Raw genomic sequence first — 19,296 nt, 5'->3', positions numbered from 1 at the left:
TTTTAGAGCCCTTGTTATAAAGCGGCTCTTAAGTGTCTGTAGGCCATTCAGCACTCGTTTTTGCTTTCACCAAAAAACTTAGAATCATACTCAAATAGATATAAGGGGACTTAGAGTGAACAAGTCGGAACTGATTGATGCTATCGCTGCATCCGCTGATATCCCGAAAGCTGCTGCTGGCCGTGCGCTGGACGCTGTAATCGAATCCGTCACTGGCGCTCTCAAGGCTGGCGACTCCGTAGTTCTGGTTGGTTTCGGTACTTTCTCCGTAACTGATCGTCCAGCTCGCGTTGGTCGTAACCCACAGACCGGCAAGACTCTGGAAATCGCTGCTGCCAAAAAGCCAGGTTTCAAAGCCGGTAAAGCCCTGAAAGAAGCCGTCAACTAAGTTTGATTCAGGTTTTTACCCATCCGGGTCGGGGTCATGCCTGACTTGGCAGCGGAGCGGTAGAGCAGGCGGTTTGGAATAATTGCCTGCTACACCGGGATCGAGGGTTCGAGCCCTGTCCGCTCCGCCAGTTACGAGAAGGCGCATCCTCGGATGCGCCTTTCTTCTATCCGGATTCTACCCACGCTCCACGGTTGCCTAATTTTTGAAGTTCAACCGTTTCTGGGGGACGCATGCTGCAGAATATCAGGGACAATTCACAAGGCTGGATTGCCAAGACCATTATCGGGGTCATCGTTGCACTGATGGCTCTGACCGGTTTCGACGCCATTTTCAAGGCCACGACTCACACCAACGAGGCGGCCAAGGTCAATGGTGAAGAAATCAGCCAGAACGAGCTGAGCCAGGCCGTTGACATGCAACGCCGTCAGCTGATGCAACAGCTGGGCAAGGACTTCGATGCTTCCTTGCTCGACGAAAAAATGCTGCGCGAGTCGGCCCTCAAGGGTCTGATCGATCGCAAGCTGCTGCTGCAAGGCGCAGAAAAATCGAAGTTCGCTTTCTCCGAAGCGGCGCTGGACCAAGTGATCCTGCAAACACCTGAATTCCAGGTTGACGGCAAGTTCAGTTCCGACCGTTTCGACCAGGTGATCCGTCAACTGGGCTACAGCCGCATGCAATTCCGCCAGATGCTGGCTCAGGAAATGCTGATCGGCCAACTGCGCGCCGGTGTGGCGGGCAGCGGTTTCGTGACTGACGCTCAAGTGCTGGCCTTCGCCCGTCTGGAAAAACAGACCCGTGACTTCGCCTCGCTGAGCATCAAGGCTGACCCGGCGGCAGTGAAGCTGACCGACGATGAGGTCAAGGCTTACTACGACGAACATGCCAAGGAATTCATGACCCCGGATCAGGTGGTCATCGATTACCTCGAGCTGAAGAAGGCTTCTTTCTTCGACCAGGTCGCCGTCAAGGACGAAGACCTGCAGGCGGCGTATCAGAAAGAGATCGCCAACCTGTCGGAACAGCGTCGTGCGGCGCATATTCTGATCGAAGTGAACGACAAGACCACCGAGGCTCAGGCCAAGGCGAAGATCGAAGACATTCAGGCACGCCTGGCCAAGGGTGAGAAGTTCGAAGCGCTGGCCAAGGAGTTCTCGCAGGATCCGGGTTCGGCCAACAATGGCGGCGACCTGGGTTATGCCGGTCCTGGCGTTTACGATCCGGCTTTCGAAAAAGCCCTGTATTCGTTGAACAAGGATCAAGTGTCCGAGCCGGTTCGCACCGACTTCGGTTTCCACCTGATCAAGCTGCTGGGCGTCGAAGCACCGGAAGTTCCGACTTTCGCCAGCCTGAAAGACAAGTTGACCCGCGAGCTGAAAACCCAGCAGGTCGAGCAACGTTTCGTCGAGGCGACCAAGCAACTGGAAGACTCTTCGTTCGAATCGTCTGACCTGGCTCAGCCGGCGCAGGATCTGAAACTGACCGTGCACACCTCCAAGCCGTTCGGCCGTGAAGGTGGTGAAGGTGTTGCAGCCAACCGCGCCGTGGTGACTGCAGCGTTCAGCACCGAAGTACTGGAAGAGGGTGCCAACAGCACCGCCATCGAGCTGGATCCGGAAACCGTGATCGTGCTGCGCGCCAAGGAACACCTCAAGCCTGCGCAACTGCCGCTGGAAGCCGTGGCGACTGCCATTCGCACTCAGTTGGCCAAAGAGCACGCCAGCGCTGCTGCCAAGACCAAGGCCGAGCAACTGATCGCCGGTCTGCGTGATGGCAAGACCCCGTTGGACAAGGCCATCGACGGTCAGAACTGGAAAGTGACCCAGGCGGCCACCCGCGCCCAGGAAGGTGTTGATCCAGCCGTGCTGCAAGCTCTGTTCCGCATGCCGAAACCGGCAGGCAAGGACAAGCCGACTTTCAGCAGCGTGACACTGCCTGATGGCAGCCTGACCATCGTGCGCCTGAACGCTGTGAACGAAGCCGCTGCGCCAACCGATGAAGAGAAAGCGCAATACCGTCGCTTCCTCGCCTCGCGTGAAGGCCAGCAGGACTTCGCGGCGTACCGCAAGCAGCTGGAAAGCGAAGCGGACATCAAGCGTTTCTGATGCCTGACTGAGCGACAAAAAATGAGCCCCGGATGAACATTCGGGGCTTTTTTTTGCCTATCAATCACTGGGTGACAGGATTTTCATCGACCATTGGCCGGTTTGCCTTTTTCCCTGCACCCATGACCGGTAGAGTTGTAACTGTTTTAAGACACTAATCCGTACGCCGCGGGGCAGCGATATGTTGCACAATACGCCCCGGACCGTTTTTCCCTCAGGATGTTTAATGTTGAATTCTATTCCCGTGCGTTTCATCGGGTTGGCGTTGTTGCTGACCGCCGCTGCCGGCTGCTCCAAGGACAAGCCTATCTACGAGCATGAGAACTTCGACGACTCCGGCACCTTTTCGCGCAATTACCCGGTCACCGACACCGCCAGTTGCGAAGCGGCTCGCCGGGCGTTGCTCAGCCAAGGCTACATCATCACCAGCAGCGACCCGAAACTGGTCAGCGGACACAAGAGTTTCCAGCAGACCGGTGAAACCCACTTGGAGATCAGCTTCAACGTCGTGTGTGCCGATGATGGTAGCGCTGGCCACCACGCCACGGTATTCGCCAACGCCTTGCAGGACCGCTACGCGCTGAAGAAGACCAACAACTCGGCCAGCCTGGGGGTTGGCGTGCTGGGCTCGGTGTCGATGCCGATCGGCTCCTCTGACGACTCGATGGTCAAGGTGGCCAGCGAAACCGTGTCCTCGCAGAAATTCTACGAGCGCTTCTTCACCCTGGTGGAGCTGTTCCTGCCGGCAGATGCGAAGAAAGCTGCGCACATCACCGAGAAGCCGAAGGCCGATCTGGGCGTGCCGGAACCCAAGGCCGCGCCGGCCGCATTGGCTCCGACGCCAGCGGCTGAACCGACTCCGGCCCCAGCCCCGGCCGCCGCACCTGCTGCGACACCGGCCCCCGCAGAGCCGGCTCCGGTCAGTTCAGAGCCGGTCGTTCCACCGGCTGAAGCAGCACCGATCACCCCGGCACCAGGTTCGGAGCTGGTTCCAGCAGCAGCGCCGGCAACGGAAGTCATCACGCCTCCGGCCAATCCGACGGATCTGCCGCCGCCGTCCGAGCCGATTCCGGCAATGCCAACCGGGCATTGATCGGTTGCGGGAGCGACCCAACGTCGCTCCTGCTTCGATTTCTGTGTGATCTGAAATGTCGGTTCACACATTCTGAAAATATCCCCGCGATAAATCCCTGACCGCCTGCTACGTTTATTTCATGAAGGCTGCGTTTCATTTTTCCTTCATACGGGCACTTTATGCTCGAGGCACGGGTCATTTGCTCCAGGCCATTTCAGCAAAGCAGTTAGGGGGATTACACGATGGATGACTATCAAGAAGAACTGCTCGAATTCCAGGCCTACGAACTGGATTCACCGGAGCCTGCGGAAGACGCCACCGAGCTCTGACGCTTCAACCGGTCTTGCGGTGACTGCGGCGAAACTCGCCCGGCGTCTGGCCGTTCCAGCGCTTGAAGGCGCGCTGGAAAGCTTCGGCCGAGGCGAAACCCAGCAGGTAGGCGATTTCACCGAACGCCAGTTCAGTGTCACGGATGTAGGTCATCGCCAGATCACGGCGAGTGTCGTTGAGGATCGCGCGAAACTGCGTGCCTTCTTCGGCCAGTTTTCGCCGTAACGTCCAGGTCGGCAGCTTCAGGCGCGCCGCCACTTCTTCCAGGTCGGGTTCACGACCCCCATTGAGCAACGGTCCGAGCAATTGCGTGATGCGTTCGCGCAGGCTGCGGGTTCGCGTCAATTGTTCCAGTTCCCGTTCACACAGTTGCAGCAGATGTTTCCAGGTGCTGGGGCAATGCTCCGGGTTGCGTGCGGCCAGGCTGGTGAGACTCAGACGCAGCTGATTGTGCTCGGCGCCGAACTGGATCGGGCAGTCGCCGAGTACGGCATAGGCGTCGCGATAATCCGGGGTGTCGAATTCGATTTCGATCCGTTCGGCGCGCAGCGGTTCGGGGCTGACGCCGGACAACTGATGCAGCCAGCCGGCGATGATCGAATCCACCACAAAACGGTTGTAGGCGTTGTACGGGCTGATCGAGTAGAAGCGCAGCCAGGCACCGCTGGCATCCTCGTGGAAACTCGACTGGCCGCGATAATTGGAACCGTACAACGGTTCGAAGCGAGTCAGGCAGCGGGCGGCTTCGCGCACGGTCGGTGCCTGCGCTGCGGTGACGCCGGCCAATCCCGCCTGGCTCAGGCGACTGAGCTGGCCCATGCGCAAACCGAGTGCCGGATCGCCGGTCAACTGGATCGCGCCATGGCCCAGGCGCATGTAGCGCGGGATCGACAAGCGTGCCCCGGCCTCGGCCAGCCGTGCTGCGTCGAGGCCGTATTGTTCGAGCAGCGGTTGCGGGTCGGCGTCATGGCTTCGCACGGCATCGGCCAGGCTATGAACGAAGCCCACTGACAGATCCCCGAGACGCATCGGCAGCGGCTTCATGGTTTACAACCAGAGGTTCAGCAAGCGCGCGCCACGGGCGTCACCGTCGGCGAACTGCTGGCCGTTGCTGCTGAGGAAGCTCTGCCCGGAGCTCGGCTTGTCCCAGAACTGTCCGCGCAGGAATACGCTCATGCCGGCAATCGCCCGGCTGCCCGGTGGTTGTGCCGTCAGGGTCAAGCGGTGCCAGGCCTGGCCTTCGCTGACCTCTCCCGGTTTGAGGCTGACCGAGTCTGGTGCGTTCAAGCCTCTGTAGCCCTGCCAGGGCAGATCCCACACGCCATGACCGATGACGAACGCGGGCACCGCAATCAGTTGCGCGCCTTGCTCGTCGAGTCTGCGATAGTTGTCCGGGTACCAGCTGTCGTTGCCGATCAGCACGCCGAGGCGCCCGGCCGGAGTTTCGATCACATTGATCCGGGAGACATCGTTGGAGGGTGTCGTGTCATCCTGATCGAAGATCGGGCGCATCTGCCGCTGTGGCTGACCGAGCGGGGCGCCGTCACGACCGAACACCACGCTGGTGTTGTACAGCGCGCCGCTGCCGACCTTGAGCCGGCCGTCGATGATGTTCGGTTCCGGCAGCACGATCGAGCCGGCCACCAGGGTGATGTGGAATTCCTTGGCCAGACCGCCGAACAGCAACTGATAGTCCTTGGCCATGTCTCTGGATTTCATCCGCAAGTGGGCGTCATCCAGACGGCTGCTGCCCTTGGCGGTGAGCCAGGCGCGGGCGAATTGCAACGGGTTGCTGGCGGCCAGCCAGTTCATCGCTTCGGCGAGGGTGGGGGCCTGGTACAGCTCGTCTTTCTCGCCGCTGATCATCAGCCAGGTGCCGACATGCTCGGGCAGCACCACGATGGTTTTTTCATTGAGCAAACCCTGATCCTGAGCCTGCTGCAAATAAGCGGCAAGCTTGCGGTGCAGGCGTTCGGAGCTTTGATAGTCGGTCGGGAACAGTTCCGGCTGAATCCCCAGCAGGTTGCCACGGTCGGCTCGGGTGCCCTGATCGACCGCCAGTTTGATCCGCAGGTCCGACAGGTAATGACCGGCCGGGCGGTCAGCCGCCCACATGGCGTAGAAGGTAAGCGCGGCGACAAGCGCCATGGAAAAGGTCAGGTACAAAAGTTTGCGCATGAAATCCAACAACAGCCGGGTACAGGGTGTGCGACTAGGGTAGGGCCCATGCCTGCGCTTGCCAAGGGGCGCTGCGCATTTGGATCAATAACTTGTCAGTTACGGTCATTGAGTGACAGCGATGCGACTCTTAGTCTGTCGAACATGACTGACGGGGGACGCAGAGCTCCCGCATTTTCCGTGATCGCTCGCTGTGGAGTTACCGATGACCGCCACTTACCCGCACCTGCTGGCCCCGCTGGACCTGGGATTCACCACGTTGCGCAACCGCACCCTGATGGGCTCGATGCACACCGGCCTTGAAGAGAAGCCGGGTGGTTTCGAACGCATGGCGGCGTACTTTGCCGAGCGCGCCCGTGGCGGCGTTGGCCTGATGGTGACGGGCGGTATCGGCCCGAACGACGAGGGCGGCGTGTACTCCGGTGCAGCCAAGCTGACCACCGAGGAAGAAGCGCTCAAGCACCGCATCGTCACCCGCGCCGTGCATGAGGCGGGCGGCAAGATCTGCATGCAGATCCTCCACGCCGGGCGTTATGCCTACAGCCCGAAACAGGTGGCCCCGAGCGCCATCCAGGCGCCGATCAACCCGTTCAAGCCCAAAGAGCTGGATGAGGAAGGTATCGAGAAACAGATCAGCGATTTCGTCACCTGCTCGGTACTGGCCCAGACCGCCGAGTACGACGGCGTGGAAATCATGGGTTCCGAAGGCTACTTCATCAACCAGTTCCTCGCGGCCCACACCAACCACCGTACCGACCGCTGGGGCGGCAGCTACGAAAACCGCATGCGCCTGCCGGTGGAAATCGTTCGCCGGGTGCGTGAAGCGGTCGGCCCGAACTTCATCATCATCTTCCGTCTGTCGATGCTCGACCTGGTCGAAGGCGGCAGCACCTGGGAAGAGATCGTCACCCTGGCCAAAGCCATCGAGCAGGCCGGCGCGACCATCATCAACACCGGTATCGGCTGGCACGAAGCGCGGATTCCGACCATCGCCACCAAAGTGCCGCGGGCGGCGTTCAGCAAGGTCACGGCCAAGCTGCGGGGTTCGGTGAGCATTCCGCTGATCACCACCAACCGCATCAACACCCCGGAAGTCGCCGAGCAGATCCTGGCCGAAGGCGATGCCGACATGGTGTCGATGGCGCGTCCGTTCCTCGCCGACCCGGACTTCGTCAACAAGGCCGCCGAAGGCCGCGCCGACGAAATCAACACCTGCATCGGCTGCAACCAGGCCTGCCTCGATCACACTTTCGGTGGCAAGCTCACCAGTTGCCTGGTCAACCCGCGTGCCTGCCACGAGACCGAGCTCAATTACCTGCCGGTCAAGCAGATCAAGAAGATTGCCGTGGTCGGTGCCGGCCCTGCCGGTCTGTCTGCCGCCACTGTTGCCGCTGAGCGCGGGCATCAGGTGACCTTGTTCGATTCGGCCAGTGAAATCGGCGGTCAGTTCAACGTCGCCAAGCGTGTGCCGGGCAAGGAAGAGTTCTACGAAACCCTGCGCTACTTCAAACGCAAGTTGCAGACCACCAACGTCGAGGTGTGCCTGAACACCCGAGTCGATGTGGCGAAACTGGTAGAGGGCGGTTACGACGAAGTCATCCTGGCGACCGGTATTGCACCGCGCCTGCCGGCGATTCCGGGCGTCGAGAATGCCAAAGTGCTGAGCTATCTGGATGTGCTGCTCGAGCGCAAACCGGTCGGCAAGCGGGTGGCGGTGATCGGTGCCGGTGGTATCGGTTTTGACGTGTCGGAATTCCTCGTCCATGAAGGCGTGGCCACCAGTCAGGATCGCGCTGCGTTCTGGAAAGAGTGGGGCATCGACACCCACCTCGAGGCCCGTGGTGGTGTGGCCGGGATCAAGGCTGCACCGCATGCACCGGCCCGTGACGTGTTCCTGCTGCAACGCAAGAAATCCAAGGTCGGCGACGGTCTGGGCAAGACCACCGGCTGGATTCACCGTACCGGTCTGAAGAACAAGCAGGTGCAGATGCTCAACAGCGTCGAGTACCTGAAGATCGACGACGAAGGCCTGCACATCCGCATCGGTGAAACCGGCGAGCCGCAAGTGCTGCCGGTGGACAACATCGTCATCTGCGCTGGTCAGGATCCGCTGCGCGAGCTGCAAGAAGGGCTGGTGGCAGCCGGGCAGAACGTGCACCTGATCGGCGGCGCCGATGTGGCGGCCGAGCTGGATGCCAAGCGTGCGATCAATCAGGGTTCGCGTCTGGCCGCCGAGCTCTGATCCACCCTAGAATGCCGGCTCTTTGCACAGAGCCGGCCTTCATGTTTCTGCCTCCCACCGACTGGCTGGCCCCAGCCCCCCTCGAACCCCTTCATCTGGACTGGCTCACTGCCGCCGGCATTGAAGTCGCGATTCTGCGTCTGGACCGGATCGATCCGCTGATCAGCGGCAACAAGTGGTTCAAACTCGTCGAACACCTCAAAGCCGCCGACCGTGCGGGCGCCGAAGGCATCATCAGCCTGGGCGGTGCGCACTCCAATCATCTGCATGCACTGGCTGCTGCGGGCAAGCGCTTGGGATTCGCAACGGTCGGTTTGCTGCGCGGGCATCCGCAGGACACGCCGACGGTCAGGGATCTGCAGGATTTTGACATGCAGCTGCACTGGCTCGGTTTTGGTGGCTACCGGGCACGGCATGAGCCGGGGTTCTGGCAGCCGTGGCTGGCGCAATATCCGACGCTGCATCCTGTGCCCGAAGGTGGCGGTGGTTTGCCGGGTGCGCAGGGTTGCGCATCACTCAAGGATCAGGTCAGTGAGCAACTGGGCAAGCTCGGCTGGGACGACCATGACGGTTGGTGGCTGGCGTGCGGCACTGGCACCACGCTCGCGGGACTGGTTCTGGCGGAGGCGGGTAAACACCCGGTGTATGGCGCCATGGCCGTACCCGACGATCACGGCGTCGCGGCCAACGTCGAGGCGATTGTCGGTGACATCGCAGGCTACGAACTGATCGACGCCAGCCGTGGCGGTTTCGCCAAAGTCGATGCGCCGTTGCTTGAGTTCATCGCACAGACTGAACTGGCCAGCGGCATTCCCCTCGAACCGCTGTACACCGGCAAGGCCTTGCTGGCGCTCAAACAGCAGATCGAGGCGGGCCGCTTTGCCCGTGGAACGCGACTGATCTTCATCCACACCGGCGGCTTGCAGGGCCGGCGTGGATTCGATGGCTAAACCTGGTTGCGCTTGGGCATCATCCGCAGCAGTGTGTTATCGCCCACCACATAATGGTGATACAGCCCCGCCAGAGCATGCAGGCCGATCAGCCAGTAGCCGATGTTGCCGATCAACACGTGCCAGTGTTCAACCTGTTTGGCGAAAGCTTTGTCCTCTTGCACCAGCAACGGCAGGTCGAAACCGTAGAACATCACTTGATGACCTTCGGCGCTGGTAATCAGCCAGCCAAGGATCGGCATGCTGATCATGAACAGGTACAGCGCCCAGTGCATCAGTCGGGCCAGTGCGGTCTGCCATTGCGGTGAAGCCGGGAAGATTTTCGGTGCCGGGCCGATGCTGCGGGCCAGCAGGCGAAACCACACCAGCACGAACACGGTCAGGCCGAGCATGTAATGCGCTTCACGGATCAGCGAGCGGCCACCACTGCCCTTGGGAAAGATGCCTCGCAATTCCATGCTGGCATACACCAGCACCAACAACACCAGCATCAACCAGTGCAACAGGACTGACACGGTGCTGTAGCGTGATTCGGAACTTGTCCACGGCATACGGTATTTCCTCACGGATCAGGGTCGAAACGTGCCGTTCTTGAGCGACGGCATGCTTTAACTGTAATCCGCTTTGGCCGATTTGCGCGTGTCTAAAAACTCTTTCATTGCGCGAAATCAGGGGTTTGCCCATAAAAAAACGCCAGTGTCGCGCAGACACTGGCGTTTCTGTTTGCCGCAGGCTGCGTTATCAGCTGCTTTGCGGCATTTCACCGTTGGCCAGACGCTTGTTGATGTCGGCGATCACTTCCGGCAGATCGGTGATGGTGTCGATCATGTAGTGCGGACGCGAACCTTCGAACAGCGCGTGAATGCGCTTGCGTTCGCTGGCCAGCGCGTCGCTGCCCAGTGCGCGGTAGCCTTCGTAATCCAGGCCCAAAGCGTTGCCGGAGCAGATCAGCGCCACGGTCCACATCCCGGCACGACGACCTTCAAGAATCCCCGGCACGGTGTCGTCGATTTTCACGCAGGCGGCGACATCGTCGATGCCCAGCGCAATCACGTTGGCCAGCGCTTGAGCAGGCCATGGGCGGCCGTTCGGCACTTCGTCGGTGGCCACGACGTGGTCGGCGATGTAGCCGTTGCTGGCGGCCAGTGCCACGACTTTGTCCATCACTTGCTTCGGATAGCCCGAGCAGGAGCCGATCTTGATCCCTTGCTGACGCAGGTTGGCGATGGTCTCCAGTGCGCCGGGGATCAGCGCCGAGTGCTCGGCGATTTTTTCGATCTGCAGCGGCATGAAACGGTTGTAGATCGCGGTCACGTCGTCATCGGTCGGGGTGCGGCCGAACGCCTTGCGATAGCGCTCGGCAACCTGCGGCTGATCGCACAGGGTGCGGATGTGATCCCACTTGCCCATGCCCATCGGGCCGCGAGCTTCTTCGATGGACACCTGGACGTCGAACTCGGCGAAGGCTTCAACGAAGATCTGGGTCGGTGCAAAAGAGCCGAAATCGACCACGGTGCCGGCCCAGTCGAGGATGGCGGCTTGCAGTTTGCTTGGGTTGTTGTAGTTCATGGCAATCAAATTCCTGAGTGGGCAATGCAATTCAAATGGGGGAGCGGGCCGGGTGAGTCAGATGTCGAGCACTTCCATCTCGCGCAGCACTTCACCGACTGCCGAGACGGCTTCACGCATCTGCGCCGGGGTGACGTGGCCGATGCAGCCGACGCGGAAGGTTTCGACCTGGGTCAGCTTGCCGGGGTAGAGGATGTATCCCTTGGCCTTGACCCGTTCGTAGAAGTCCTTGAACTGGTAGCGCGGATCCTTTGGCGCATGGAACGTGGCGATGATCGGTGCCTGGATGGCGGCGGGCAGGAAGCTGCGCAAGCCGAGTTTGCCCATCTCCTCCATCAGCGCCTGGCAGTTGGCGGCGTAACGCGCATGCCGTGCCGGCAGGCCGCCTTCTTCGTTGTATTGCAGCAGGGCTTCGTGCAGCGCCGCGACCACGTGGGTCGGCGGGGTGAAGCGCCATTGGCCGGTCTTCTTCATGTAGCTGTGCTGGTCGAACAGGTCCATCGCCAGCGAATGGGAGTTGCCGGCGGCAGCGGCCAGGGATTCCTTGCGGGCAAACACGAAGCCCATGCCCGGCACGCCTTCCAGGCATTTGCCGGAAGCGGCGATCAGTGCATCGAACGGGACTTTTTGCGCATCCACCGGCAAGGCGCCGAACGAGCTCATGGCATCAATGATCAGGCGTTTGCCGTGTTGCTCGACGACCTGAGCGATCTCCGGCAGTGGATTGAGGATGCCGGTGCTGGTTTCGCAGTGGATCAGCGCGACGTGGGTGATGTCGCTGTCGGCGCGCAGCAGGCGGTCGACGTCGGCGGCGGTGGTTGGTTCGTCTTCAGCGGTTTCAAAGGTGCTGAACGAGCGGCCCAGCACTTCGCAGATTTTCGCCAGACGCTTGCCGTAGGCGCCGTTGATCAGCACCAGCACCTTGCCGTCGCGGGGGACGAGGGTGCCGATCGCGGCTTCGACGGCGAAGGTGCCGCTGCCCTGCAAAGGCACACAGTGGTGGCTGTCGGCGCCGTTGAGGATGGCCAGCAGTTGCTCGCACAGGCTGGCGGTCAATTGGTTGAAGCGGTCATCCCATGAACCCCAGTCGACCATCATCGCCTGGCGGGTGCGGGCCGAGGTGGTCAACGGGCCGGGAGTGAGCAGGATGGGTGCGGCAGTACTCATTCGTGTGTCCTCGCGATAGCGCTGTGGGATGAAGCTACGGGGCATACGTTGCAATTCGGCGGATCATCAATCAAATTGTTTGTTGTTATGCCAGCCATCAGTGAGGGTTATTCATGAACCTGTTCCAGCTCCGCGCCTTCGACGCCGTGGCCCGGGAAGGCAGCTTCACCCGTGCCGCCGCGCGGTTGTTCATCAGCCAGCCGGCGGTCACCGGGCACATCAAGGCGCTGGAGGAGCATTACCAGATCACCTTATTGCGACGGACGGCGCGCCGGGTCGAGCTGACCGAGGAGGGCACCAAACTGGCGGCGATCACCCGGGCGATGTTCGGCATGGCCGAAGAGGCCCAGGCGCTGCTTGAAGCCAACCGGCAGTTGCTCACCGGGCGACTTGAGGTGGCGGCGGACGGTCCGCACATGGTCATGCCGATGCTCGCCAGCCTGCGGGCACGGTACCCCGGGATCACGGTGAACCTGCGGTTGGGCAACGCTCAGGAAACGTTGGCGGCGTTGTTGTCCGAACATGCGGACGTGGCGGTGCTGACCGAAGTCGAGCCGCGCAAGGGCCTGCATCTGCAAGCGCTGAGCGAATCGCGGATCTGCGCATTGGTGCCGGCCGGGCATCCGTGGGCGAAACGCAGCGGCGAAGTCAGGCTCAAGGAGCTGGATCAGGTGATCATGGTCTTGCGCGAGCCGGGTTCGATTACCCGACGCACCTTCGATCAGGCCTGTGCGCAGGCGTCGGTCAATCCACGGGTGTTGCTGGAACTGGACAGCCGTGAGGCGGTGACGGAAGCGGTGGCGGCTGAATTGGGGGTTGGCGTGGTGTCATCGGTTGAAGTCAGCCATGACCCGCGGGTGGTGGCGATTCCGATTGCCGGCGAGGGGCTGGTCAATCGGCACATGATCGGCTGCGTGGAGCGGCGGCGGGAGTTGCGCTTGATTCAGGCGTTTTTCGGATTGGCGCCGGTCTGAACAAGACTCTCGCGCACCATCTCGAGAAACGTCGCCACCACCCGACGCGAACTCTGCTCCCGCAGGCACACCAATGTCTCGGTCAAGCGCCGGGTGCAATCGGTGATCGGCAGCGCACAGACCCGTGAGTCCGCACCAAACTCCGCCGCCGACACCACGCCCACGCCAATTCCCACGACCACCGCTTCCCGCGCAGCTTCCCGGCCTTCGACCTGGATCGCCGGGCGGATGCGGAACCCGGCGCGGGCCATTTCTTCTTCCAGGGTCTGGCGGGTCACCGAGCCGTGTTCGCGCAGCACCAGCGGCGTGTCGTCGAGATCTTCCAGGCAGATCGATTCACGCTCGGCCCACGGATGATGGCGCGAGACGAACGCCACCATCGGATCGTTGCGCAGCGGCACGCACAGCAGGCGTTCATCGCTGACATCGCGCCCGAGCAGCGCCAGATCGGCTTGATAGTTGAACAGGCGAAACAGCGATTCATCGGTGTTGCCGGTTTCGATCTTCACGCTGATCCCCGGGTAGCGCTCGCAGAACCGGGCGATCTGCGGCAACACATGCACCGGCGCATCCACCGCCAGAATCAGGCTGCCGGTCTGCAGGGCCTGGGATTCCTGCAACAACTCCTGGGCTTCGGCCTCGACCACGAACAGGCGCTGGGTGATTGCCAGGAGGCGTTCGCCCAGATCCGTCAGGCGCACCGAGCGTTTGTTGCGATGGAACAGCAACACGCCGAAGCGTTCTTCCAACTTGCGCACTTGATCGGAAATCGCCGGTTGCGTCAGATAAAGCCGCTCGGCGGCCTTGGTGAAGCTTCCGTGCACGGCCACGGCGTGAAAGGCTTTGAGCTGGGCGTGGGAAACAGACATCGCAGACTCCATTAACAAGCTGAGCTTATGTGTGAAATACGATAAATCGATTTTATTTATTAAACAGTAATTGCTTTGATCGGCTCACGCCAACGCTGACTGCCCGGTCGGGCAGCGACGCTGGCCATGAGCCTGTGCGTGCAACACCAGGACTCATCTGACCGGTATCGCCGAAGGGACGGGGTGATATCGCAGTGCTCAACAATAAAAAACACAGGCGTTTACTTAACGATTCTGCCGGCACACTCACACCCTGAGGTCAGAACCACAATGAACAAGCACATCGGCACCCTTGCGCGTTGGCGCATGCAGATCTTCGCTGTCACCTGGCTCGCTTACGCCGCGTTCTATTTCACCCGCAAAGCCTTTTCGGTGGCCAAACTGGGCATCGCCGAAGACCCCACCTTCATGCTCGACAAAATGGCCATGGCCAACCTCGACGCGATTTACCTGGCGGCCTACGCCATTGGCCAGTTCACCTGGGGCATGCTCGCCGACCGCTTTGGTCCAAGGGTCGTGGTGCTCGGTGGGTTGCTGATTTCCGCTGCGGCGGCGTTGGTGATGGGCAGTTTTGCGACCTTGCCGATCTTCGCCACCTGCATGTTGATTCAGGGCCTGGCGCAGTCCACCGGTTGGTCGGGGTTGTGCAAGAACCTCGGTAGTTTTTTCCCTTCGGAACAGCGCGGGCGAGTGCTCGGGTTGTGGAGTTCCTGCTACGCCTTCGGTGGATTGGTGGCCTCGCCGTTCGCCGGTTGGTGGGCGTACACGCTGGTCGGCACCTGGCACGCGGCGTTCATTTCCAGTGCGGCGGTGGTCGCGGCGGTGGCGGTGTTGTTCTTCATCTTTCAGCGCAACAAACCTGAAGATGTCGGCCTGCCGGCGGTGGAACCGGAGCCGGTCATCAGTGCCGAGGAAGCCGAAGCCAACAGCAAACTCAGCGTCTGGGAACCGCTCAAGGAAATCCTCCGTAACCGCACGGTGCTGGTGCTGGGACTGGCGTACTTTCTGCTGAAACCGGCGCGCTACGCGATTCTGTTGTGGGGCCCGGTGATCGTCTTCGAGCAGATGCCCACCGTGGGCAAGGTCGGCGCGGCGATCATTCCGACCTCGTTTGAACTGGCAGGTCTTTTGGGCCCGATCATGATCGGCATGGCCTCGGACAAACTGTTCGGCGCCCGACGCATGCCGGCCTGCGTACTGAGCCTGCTGGCGCTGACCGTAACCCTGGCGCTGTTCATGGGCGCCTTGCACACCGGCAGCGTGATGCTGGTGGTGGCGCTGCTGTTCGTGATGGGCCTGACCCTGTACGGCCCGGACTCGATGATCAGCGGCGCGGCCGCGATCGATTTCGGCAAGGCCAAGGCCGGCGCCACCGCCGCCGGATTCGTCAACGGCTGCGGCTCGGTCGGTGCGGTGCTCGGTGGTTTGCTGCCGGGCTACTTCGATTCGGTGACGGTGTTCATCGTGTTCGCCGGTTGTGCGCTGTTCTCGGCGCTGGTGCTGATTCCACACTGGAACAGCCGCCCGGTCGGCGTCATGGAACCGCGTGCCTATGTGCCCAATCGGGCCCTGACGATCAAACCCCTGCGTAACTGAAAACCCTTGCCTCGCGGCCTGCTGCGGCATTCGCGGCAGGCTGTGCCGTGGCCGACTGACTGGAGAATTTTCATGAGACCGTTTTGGCTGGAGCAGGCCTTGCAACTCGATTCGTCCGAACCGTGCCCGCCGCTGCAAGGCGAAGTGCGCACCGACGTGTGCATCGTCGGGGGCGGTTACACTGGTTTGTGGACGGCGATCATGCTCAAGCAACAGAACCCCGAACTCGAGGTGTTGCTGATCGAGGCCGACATCTGCGGCGCCGGTGCCAGTGGGCGCAATGGCGGTTGTGCGCTGTCATGGTCGGCGAAGTATTTCACCCTCGAGCGGCTGTTCGGCGTCGAGGAAGCGGTGCGGCTGGTCAAGGAATCCGAACGCAGCATCCACGCCATCGGCGAGTTCTGCGAGCAGTACGGCGTCGATGCCGATTACCGGTTGGACGGCACGCTTTATACCGCCACCAATCGTGCGCAATGCGGTTCGACCGATGCGGTGATTGCGGCGCTTGAGCGCAACGGTATCAACTCGTTCACCCAACGTCCGGTTGCCGATGTTCAGCGCATGGCCGGTTCCGACAAGCATCTGGAAGGCTGGTTCTCGCCGGCTGCCGCCAGTGTGCAGCCGGGCAAGCTGGTGCGTGGGCTGCGGCGAGTAGCATTGCAACTGGGCGTAAAAATCCACGAAAACACTGCAATGACGGGACTGGAGGAAGGGCGTCCGGCGCGTCTCCAGACGGCCAGCGGCAGTGTGGTCGCCGACCGCGTGGTGCTGGCGATGAATGCCTGGATGGCCCGTGCATTCCCGCAGTTCGAACGCAGCGTGGCGATTGTCTCCAGCGACATGCTGATCACCGAGCCGCGCCCGGAGCTGTTGCAGGAAATCGGCTTGACCAGCGGCGTGACCGTGCTTGATTCGCGGATTTTCGTTCACTACTACCACAACACCCCGGACGGCCGGATCATGCTCGGCAAAGGCGGTAACACCTTCGCTTACGGCGGGCGGATGCTGCCGGTGTTTGATCAACCATCGCCTTACGCCGGGTTGCTCAAGCGCAGCCTCGACGATTTTTTCCCGGCCTTCGCCGATGTAAGGGTCGACGCAACGTGGAATGGCCCGTCGGATCGTTCGGTCACCGGCCTGCCGTTTTTCGGCCAGATGAGTGCCAGCGGCAACGTGTTCTACGGGTTCGGATACTCCGGCAGCGGCGTCGGACCGTGTCACATGGGCGGGCAGATTCTCGCCTCGCTGGTGCTAGGTCTCGACAATCCGTGGACGCGCTCACCGCTGGTCAACGGGCCGTTGGGTTACTTTCCGCCTGAGCCTATCCGCTATCTCGGTTCGCTGATGGTGCGCAACGCCATTCGCCGCAAGGAGCGCGCCGAGGATCACGGGCGGCGACCTCGGCACCTCGATGTACGCCTGGCGAAATTCGCCGCCGCCGCCGGCAAGGCTGACAAGGGTTGAACGTCAGGGCGAAGGCGGGGTGCGATTGAGCAGCCAGTCGAGCAACAGGCCGTTGTCGTGTGGTTCCGGGTTTTTGCGCGCCGGGCGAGGTTGGCTGACGTCCAGGCACAGGATCGGTCGATCCGGATCGCTGTCGAGAAAACTCACCCACACCTCGCTACCAGCACGCGGCAGCGCTTCCCTGACAATCCGGCCGCCCGCACCGACCATGGCAATTGCCAGCCATAACCCGTCACCGTCGGCGTTCCGTGCCAGCGCGGGCCACAAACGGATGGCGATTCGGCCCAGATCGTCCAGCTGCGGCGGTTGCCCGGGCGAGCCCAACACTTGCGCCGGGTGATAGCCCGGAATGCTCGGGCGCGGTTGCCGCAGCGGCGGGCGATACTCCGTCGACCAGGGCTGTGCAGTGAAATCGTTGTGATAACGGCGGGGCGTGGACATCGGCTCGAGAATCGACGGCTGCTGCCCCTGATGGCGCAATTCGGTGATCAGCCACTGCTCGTTGAACGCACCCACCGGATGATCCGTAACCTGCAACAGATGGCCACTGAGCAATTGCGTGCAATCGCTGCGACCCTGAATGCAGCGGTATTGGCAGCGCTGGCGTTCCAGCTGTCGACGGCTGCGTTGATCGGCGTGGCGTTGCCCGGAGGGCGGGAATCCTCGCAGGGGGATGACGCCTGTCACCGCGTGATTGGCCGCTTCATCGTCGTTGCTCGGTTGCCCGCGCTCACGGACGGTGGGTGACACCTGCGCCGTGACGGCGTCGTGACGCAGGAATAGCGTGCTGAGGGCGGGGGATCGCGCCTCGTTCTCTGGATTGAAGGGCACGGGTATCGGGGGCTGCGGCAGGTTCAGGCTGTCATCGGCGAACACCACGACATGGCCATCCGGCCGGTGCTCGAAGTGATAGTGGATGCCTTCTTCCTCGCACAGTCGATGCAACAGTGCGAGGTCGGTCTCGTCGTACTGGATGCAAAACGGACGCGGCGGATAGTGTCCCACCGTCAGGTCGAGCCGGTAACCGTGTGCGGGCAGGCGATGTTCGGTGAGCAGTCGTTCGAGAATGTCCGGCACGCTCAATCGGGTGAACACCCGGCGCCTGGGCTGCTGCTCCAACCTCTGCAGGTGCGGCACCAGCACCACTTGGTAACCGATCCGATGGGCACCGCGATGTTCGCAACTGGCGCTATGAAGGGTGCCGTGAAGGCCATGACCTTCACTCAACTGCAGGAAGGCCGACCGATGCAACAGGGTGGCGGGGGCGAGGGCCGGGGCCAGGCCAAGGACTTCTATCTCGAAACGATAGGGCCGGTTCAGGCCTTCATGGCCGCTGAAGCGCAGTACCGGCAGGCACAGGCCACCCTCGATGAGAGTCAGCGTGAAGGGACTTTCCTTGTCATTGAGCATTCGGACGGGCTCTGTCGGGTCATACGGGCCACAGAGGGTACGAAACCGCAGTGCGAAATGGTCATGACAAACCTGTTTTTCAGAATCGCCCTACAAGGTGTGTAGAAGATGTCGACACGTGACGGAATTTTTGGTCGATTGCCGACTTTAGGCCGTATAAACTTGGCGCCACGCGTCGGCCAATAGATGTCTCGGCGCCACAGATCAAGAGAGTGAGTAATGGGCGCACAGTGGAAGGTTAAACACAAAGAAGCGGCAGCCAACGCCAAGGGCAAGATCTTCGGCAAACTGGTGAAAGAAATCACCATCGCTGCCCGCAACGGTGCCGATACCGCCACCAACGCACACCTGCGTCTGGTGGTCGAACAGGCCAAGAAAGCCTCGATGCCCAAGGAAACCCTGGACCGCGCGATCAAGAAAGGCGCGGGCCTGCTGGGTGAGACCGTTCAGTACCATCGCGTGACTTACGAAGGTTTCGCTCCGCACCAGGTTCCGTTGATCGTCGAATGCGTCACCGACAACATCAACCGCACCGTGGCGGAAATCCGCGTGGCGTTCCGCAAGGGCCAACTGGGTGCTTCCGGCTCGGTAGCGTGGGACTTCAACCACGTCGGCATGATCGAAGCCTCGCCGGACAGCCCGGACGCCGATCCGGAAATGGCCGCGATCGAAGCCGGTGCCCAAGATTTCGAGCCGGGCGAAGAGGGCGCGACCCTGTTCCTGACCGACCCGACCGACCTGGACTCGGTGCAGAAAGCCCTGCCTGAGCAAGGTTTCACCGTGCTGTCGGCCAAGCTGGGCTATCAGCCGAAGAACCCGGTCAGCGGCCTGAGCGACGAGCAGATGGCTGAAGTCGAAGCGTTCCTCGAAGGCCTCGACAACCACGACGACGTGCAGGACATGTTCGTCGGCCTGGCCGGCTGATCCGCGGCGTCAATGATGCCGCCATCGCGAGTTCGCTCGCGATGGCGGTGTAGCG

At 61.6% G+C, this 19,296-nt stretch carries 16 protein-coding genes; 9 read left to right on the top strand and 7 right to left on the bottom strand.

The annotated features are described in order from the left end of the window. Nucleotides 1-115 precede the first annotated feature (115 nt). The 3 genes from AC1RME_RS10290 (at nt 116) to AC1RME_RS10280 (ending at nt 3,586) form a co-directional block, all read left to right on the top strand. Nucleotides 116-388 carry an HU family DNA-binding protein gene (locus tag AC1RME_RS10290; protein ID WP_096822334.1) on the top strand — a complete coding sequence of 91 codons (273 nt, stop codon included), beginning with the start codon at nt 116-118 and terminating at the stop codon, nt 386-388. A gap of 233 nt (nt 389-621) precedes the next feature. After that, nucleotides 622-2,493, top strand: coding sequence for a SurA N-terminal domain-containing protein (locus AC1RME_RS10285; protein ID WP_102621719.1), 1,872 nt, complete (start codon nt 622-624; stop codon nt 2,491-2,493). A gap of 226 nt (nt 2,494-2,719) precedes the next feature. Then, entirely contained in the window at nt 2,720-3,586 is an 867-nt protein-coding gene (locus tag AC1RME_RS10280; RefSeq protein WP_192558453.1) for a DUF2242 domain-containing protein, read from the top strand. Between the two features lie 315 nt (nt 3,587-3,901). On the opposite strand, the gene AC1RME_RS10275 is transcribed toward AC1RME_RS10280, so the two are convergent. Together AC1RME_RS10275 and AC1RME_RS10270 are read right to left on the bottom strand one after the other, a co-directional pair. Further along, nucleotides 3,902-4,942 (bottom strand): AraC family transcriptional regulator, encoded by a 1,041-nt coding sequence (locus AC1RME_RS10275; protein ID WP_493091093.1) that lies wholly within the window; start codon nt 4,940-4,942, stop codon nt 3,902-3,904. A 3-nt stretch (nt 4,943-4,945) separates the two neighbouring features. Continuing rightward, nucleotides 4,946-6,076, bottom strand: coding sequence for a nitrilase-related carbon-nitrogen hydrolase (locus AC1RME_RS10270; protein ID WP_493091090.1), 1,131 nt, complete (start codon nt 6,074-6,076; stop codon nt 4,946-4,948). A 205-nt stretch (nt 6,077-6,281) separates the two neighbouring features. Here AC1RME_RS10270 and AC1RME_RS10265 point away from each other — a divergent pair, with 205 nt between their 5' ends. Further along, nucleotides 6,282-8,318: an oxidoreductase gene (locus AC1RME_RS10265; RefSeq protein ID WP_096822329.1), complete on the top strand. Its 2,037-nt coding sequence runs from the start codon at nt 6,282-6,284 to the stop codon at nt 8,316-8,318. Between the two features lie 41 nt (nt 8,319-8,359). Next, entirely contained in the window at nt 8,360-9,268 is a 909-nt protein-coding gene (locus AC1RME_RS10260) for a 1-aminocyclopropane-1-carboxylate deaminase/D-cysteine desulfhydrase (protein WP_493091088.1), read from the top strand. On the opposite strand, the gene AC1RME_RS10255 is transcribed toward AC1RME_RS10260, so the two are convergent. The 3 genes from AC1RME_RS10255 to AC1RME_RS10245 all read right to left on the bottom strand — a co-directional run bounded on the left by AC1RME_RS10255 (nt 9,265) and on the right by AC1RME_RS10245 (nt 12,004). Continuing rightward, nucleotides 9,265-9,819: a cytochrome b gene (locus AC1RME_RS10255; RefSeq protein ID WP_096822327.1), complete on the bottom strand. Its 555-nt coding sequence runs from the start codon at nt 9,817-9,819 to the stop codon at nt 9,265-9,267. The two genes, AC1RME_RS10260 and AC1RME_RS10255, sit on opposite strands and share 4 nt — an antisense overlap. A 190-nt stretch (nt 9,820-10,009) precedes the next feature. Next, a complete protein-coding gene (gene phnX / locus AC1RME_RS10250; RefSeq protein WP_493065158.1) occupies nt 10,010-10,837 on the bottom strand; it encodes a phosphonoacetaldehyde hydrolase in 828 nt (275 codons plus the stop codon). Nucleotides 10,838-10,894: 57 nt separating this feature from the next. Further along, complete coding sequence (locus AC1RME_RS10245) at nt 10,895-12,004, bottom strand: 2-aminoethylphosphonate--pyruvate transaminase (RefSeq protein WP_096822325.1); 1,110 nt, start codon at nt 12,002-12,004, stop codon at nt 10,895-10,897. A gap of 113 nt (nt 12,005-12,117) precedes the next feature. Between AC1RME_RS10245 and AC1RME_RS10240 the strand changes: the two genes are divergently transcribed. Further along, entirely contained in the window at nt 12,118-12,978 is an 861-nt protein-coding gene (locus tag AC1RME_RS10240; RefSeq protein ID WP_493091086.1) for a LysR substrate-binding domain-containing protein, read from the top strand. Here the strand turns inward: AC1RME_RS10240 and AC1RME_RS10235 are convergent. After that, nucleotides 12,948-13,847 (bottom strand): LysR family transcriptional regulator, encoded by a 900-nt coding sequence (locus AC1RME_RS10235; protein WP_007951543.1) that lies wholly within the window; start codon nt 13,845-13,847, stop codon nt 12,948-12,950. The genes AC1RME_RS10240 and AC1RME_RS10235 overlap by 31 nt on opposite strands. Nucleotides 13,848-14,117: 270 nt before the next feature. Between AC1RME_RS10235 and AC1RME_RS10230 the strand changes: the two genes are divergently transcribed. Then, the gene (locus tag AC1RME_RS10230; RefSeq protein ID WP_096822322.1) at nt 14,118-15,443 is read left to right on the top strand and encodes an MFS transporter; all 1,326 of its coding nucleotides are present in this window, start codon (nt 14,118-14,120) and stop codon (nt 15,441-15,443) included. 66 nt (nt 15,444-15,509) lie between these two features. Further along, the gene (locus AC1RME_RS10225; protein ID WP_493091142.1) at nt 15,510-16,907 is read left to right on the top strand and encodes an FAD-dependent oxidoreductase; all 1,398 of its coding nucleotides are present in this window, start codon (nt 15,510-15,512) and stop codon (nt 16,905-16,907) included. A 3-nt stretch (nt 16,908-16,910) separates the two neighbouring features. On the opposite strand, the gene AC1RME_RS10220 is transcribed toward AC1RME_RS10225, so the two are convergent. Continuing rightward, nucleotides 16,911-18,317, bottom strand: coding sequence for a type VI secretion system Vgr family protein (locus AC1RME_RS10220; RefSeq protein ID WP_493091084.1), 1,407 nt, complete (start codon nt 18,315-18,317; stop codon nt 16,911-16,913). 219 nt (nt 18,318-18,536) lie between these two features. On the opposite strand from AC1RME_RS10220, the gene AC1RME_RS10215 reads away from it, so the two are divergent. Continuing rightward, nucleotides 18,537-19,241 (top strand): YebC/PmpR family DNA-binding transcriptional regulator, encoded by a 705-nt coding sequence (locus tag AC1RME_RS10215; protein ID WP_493091082.1) that lies wholly within the window; start codon nt 18,537-18,539, stop codon nt 19,239-19,241. Nucleotides 19,242-19,296: the final 55 nt, after the last annotated feature.

The organism is Pseudomonas sp. GW822-FHT03F08 (genome assembly GCF_058801265.1).
The sequence above is the reverse complement of the archived record's forward strand: the minus strand, read 5'-3'. Positions and strand labels throughout refer to the sequence as shown.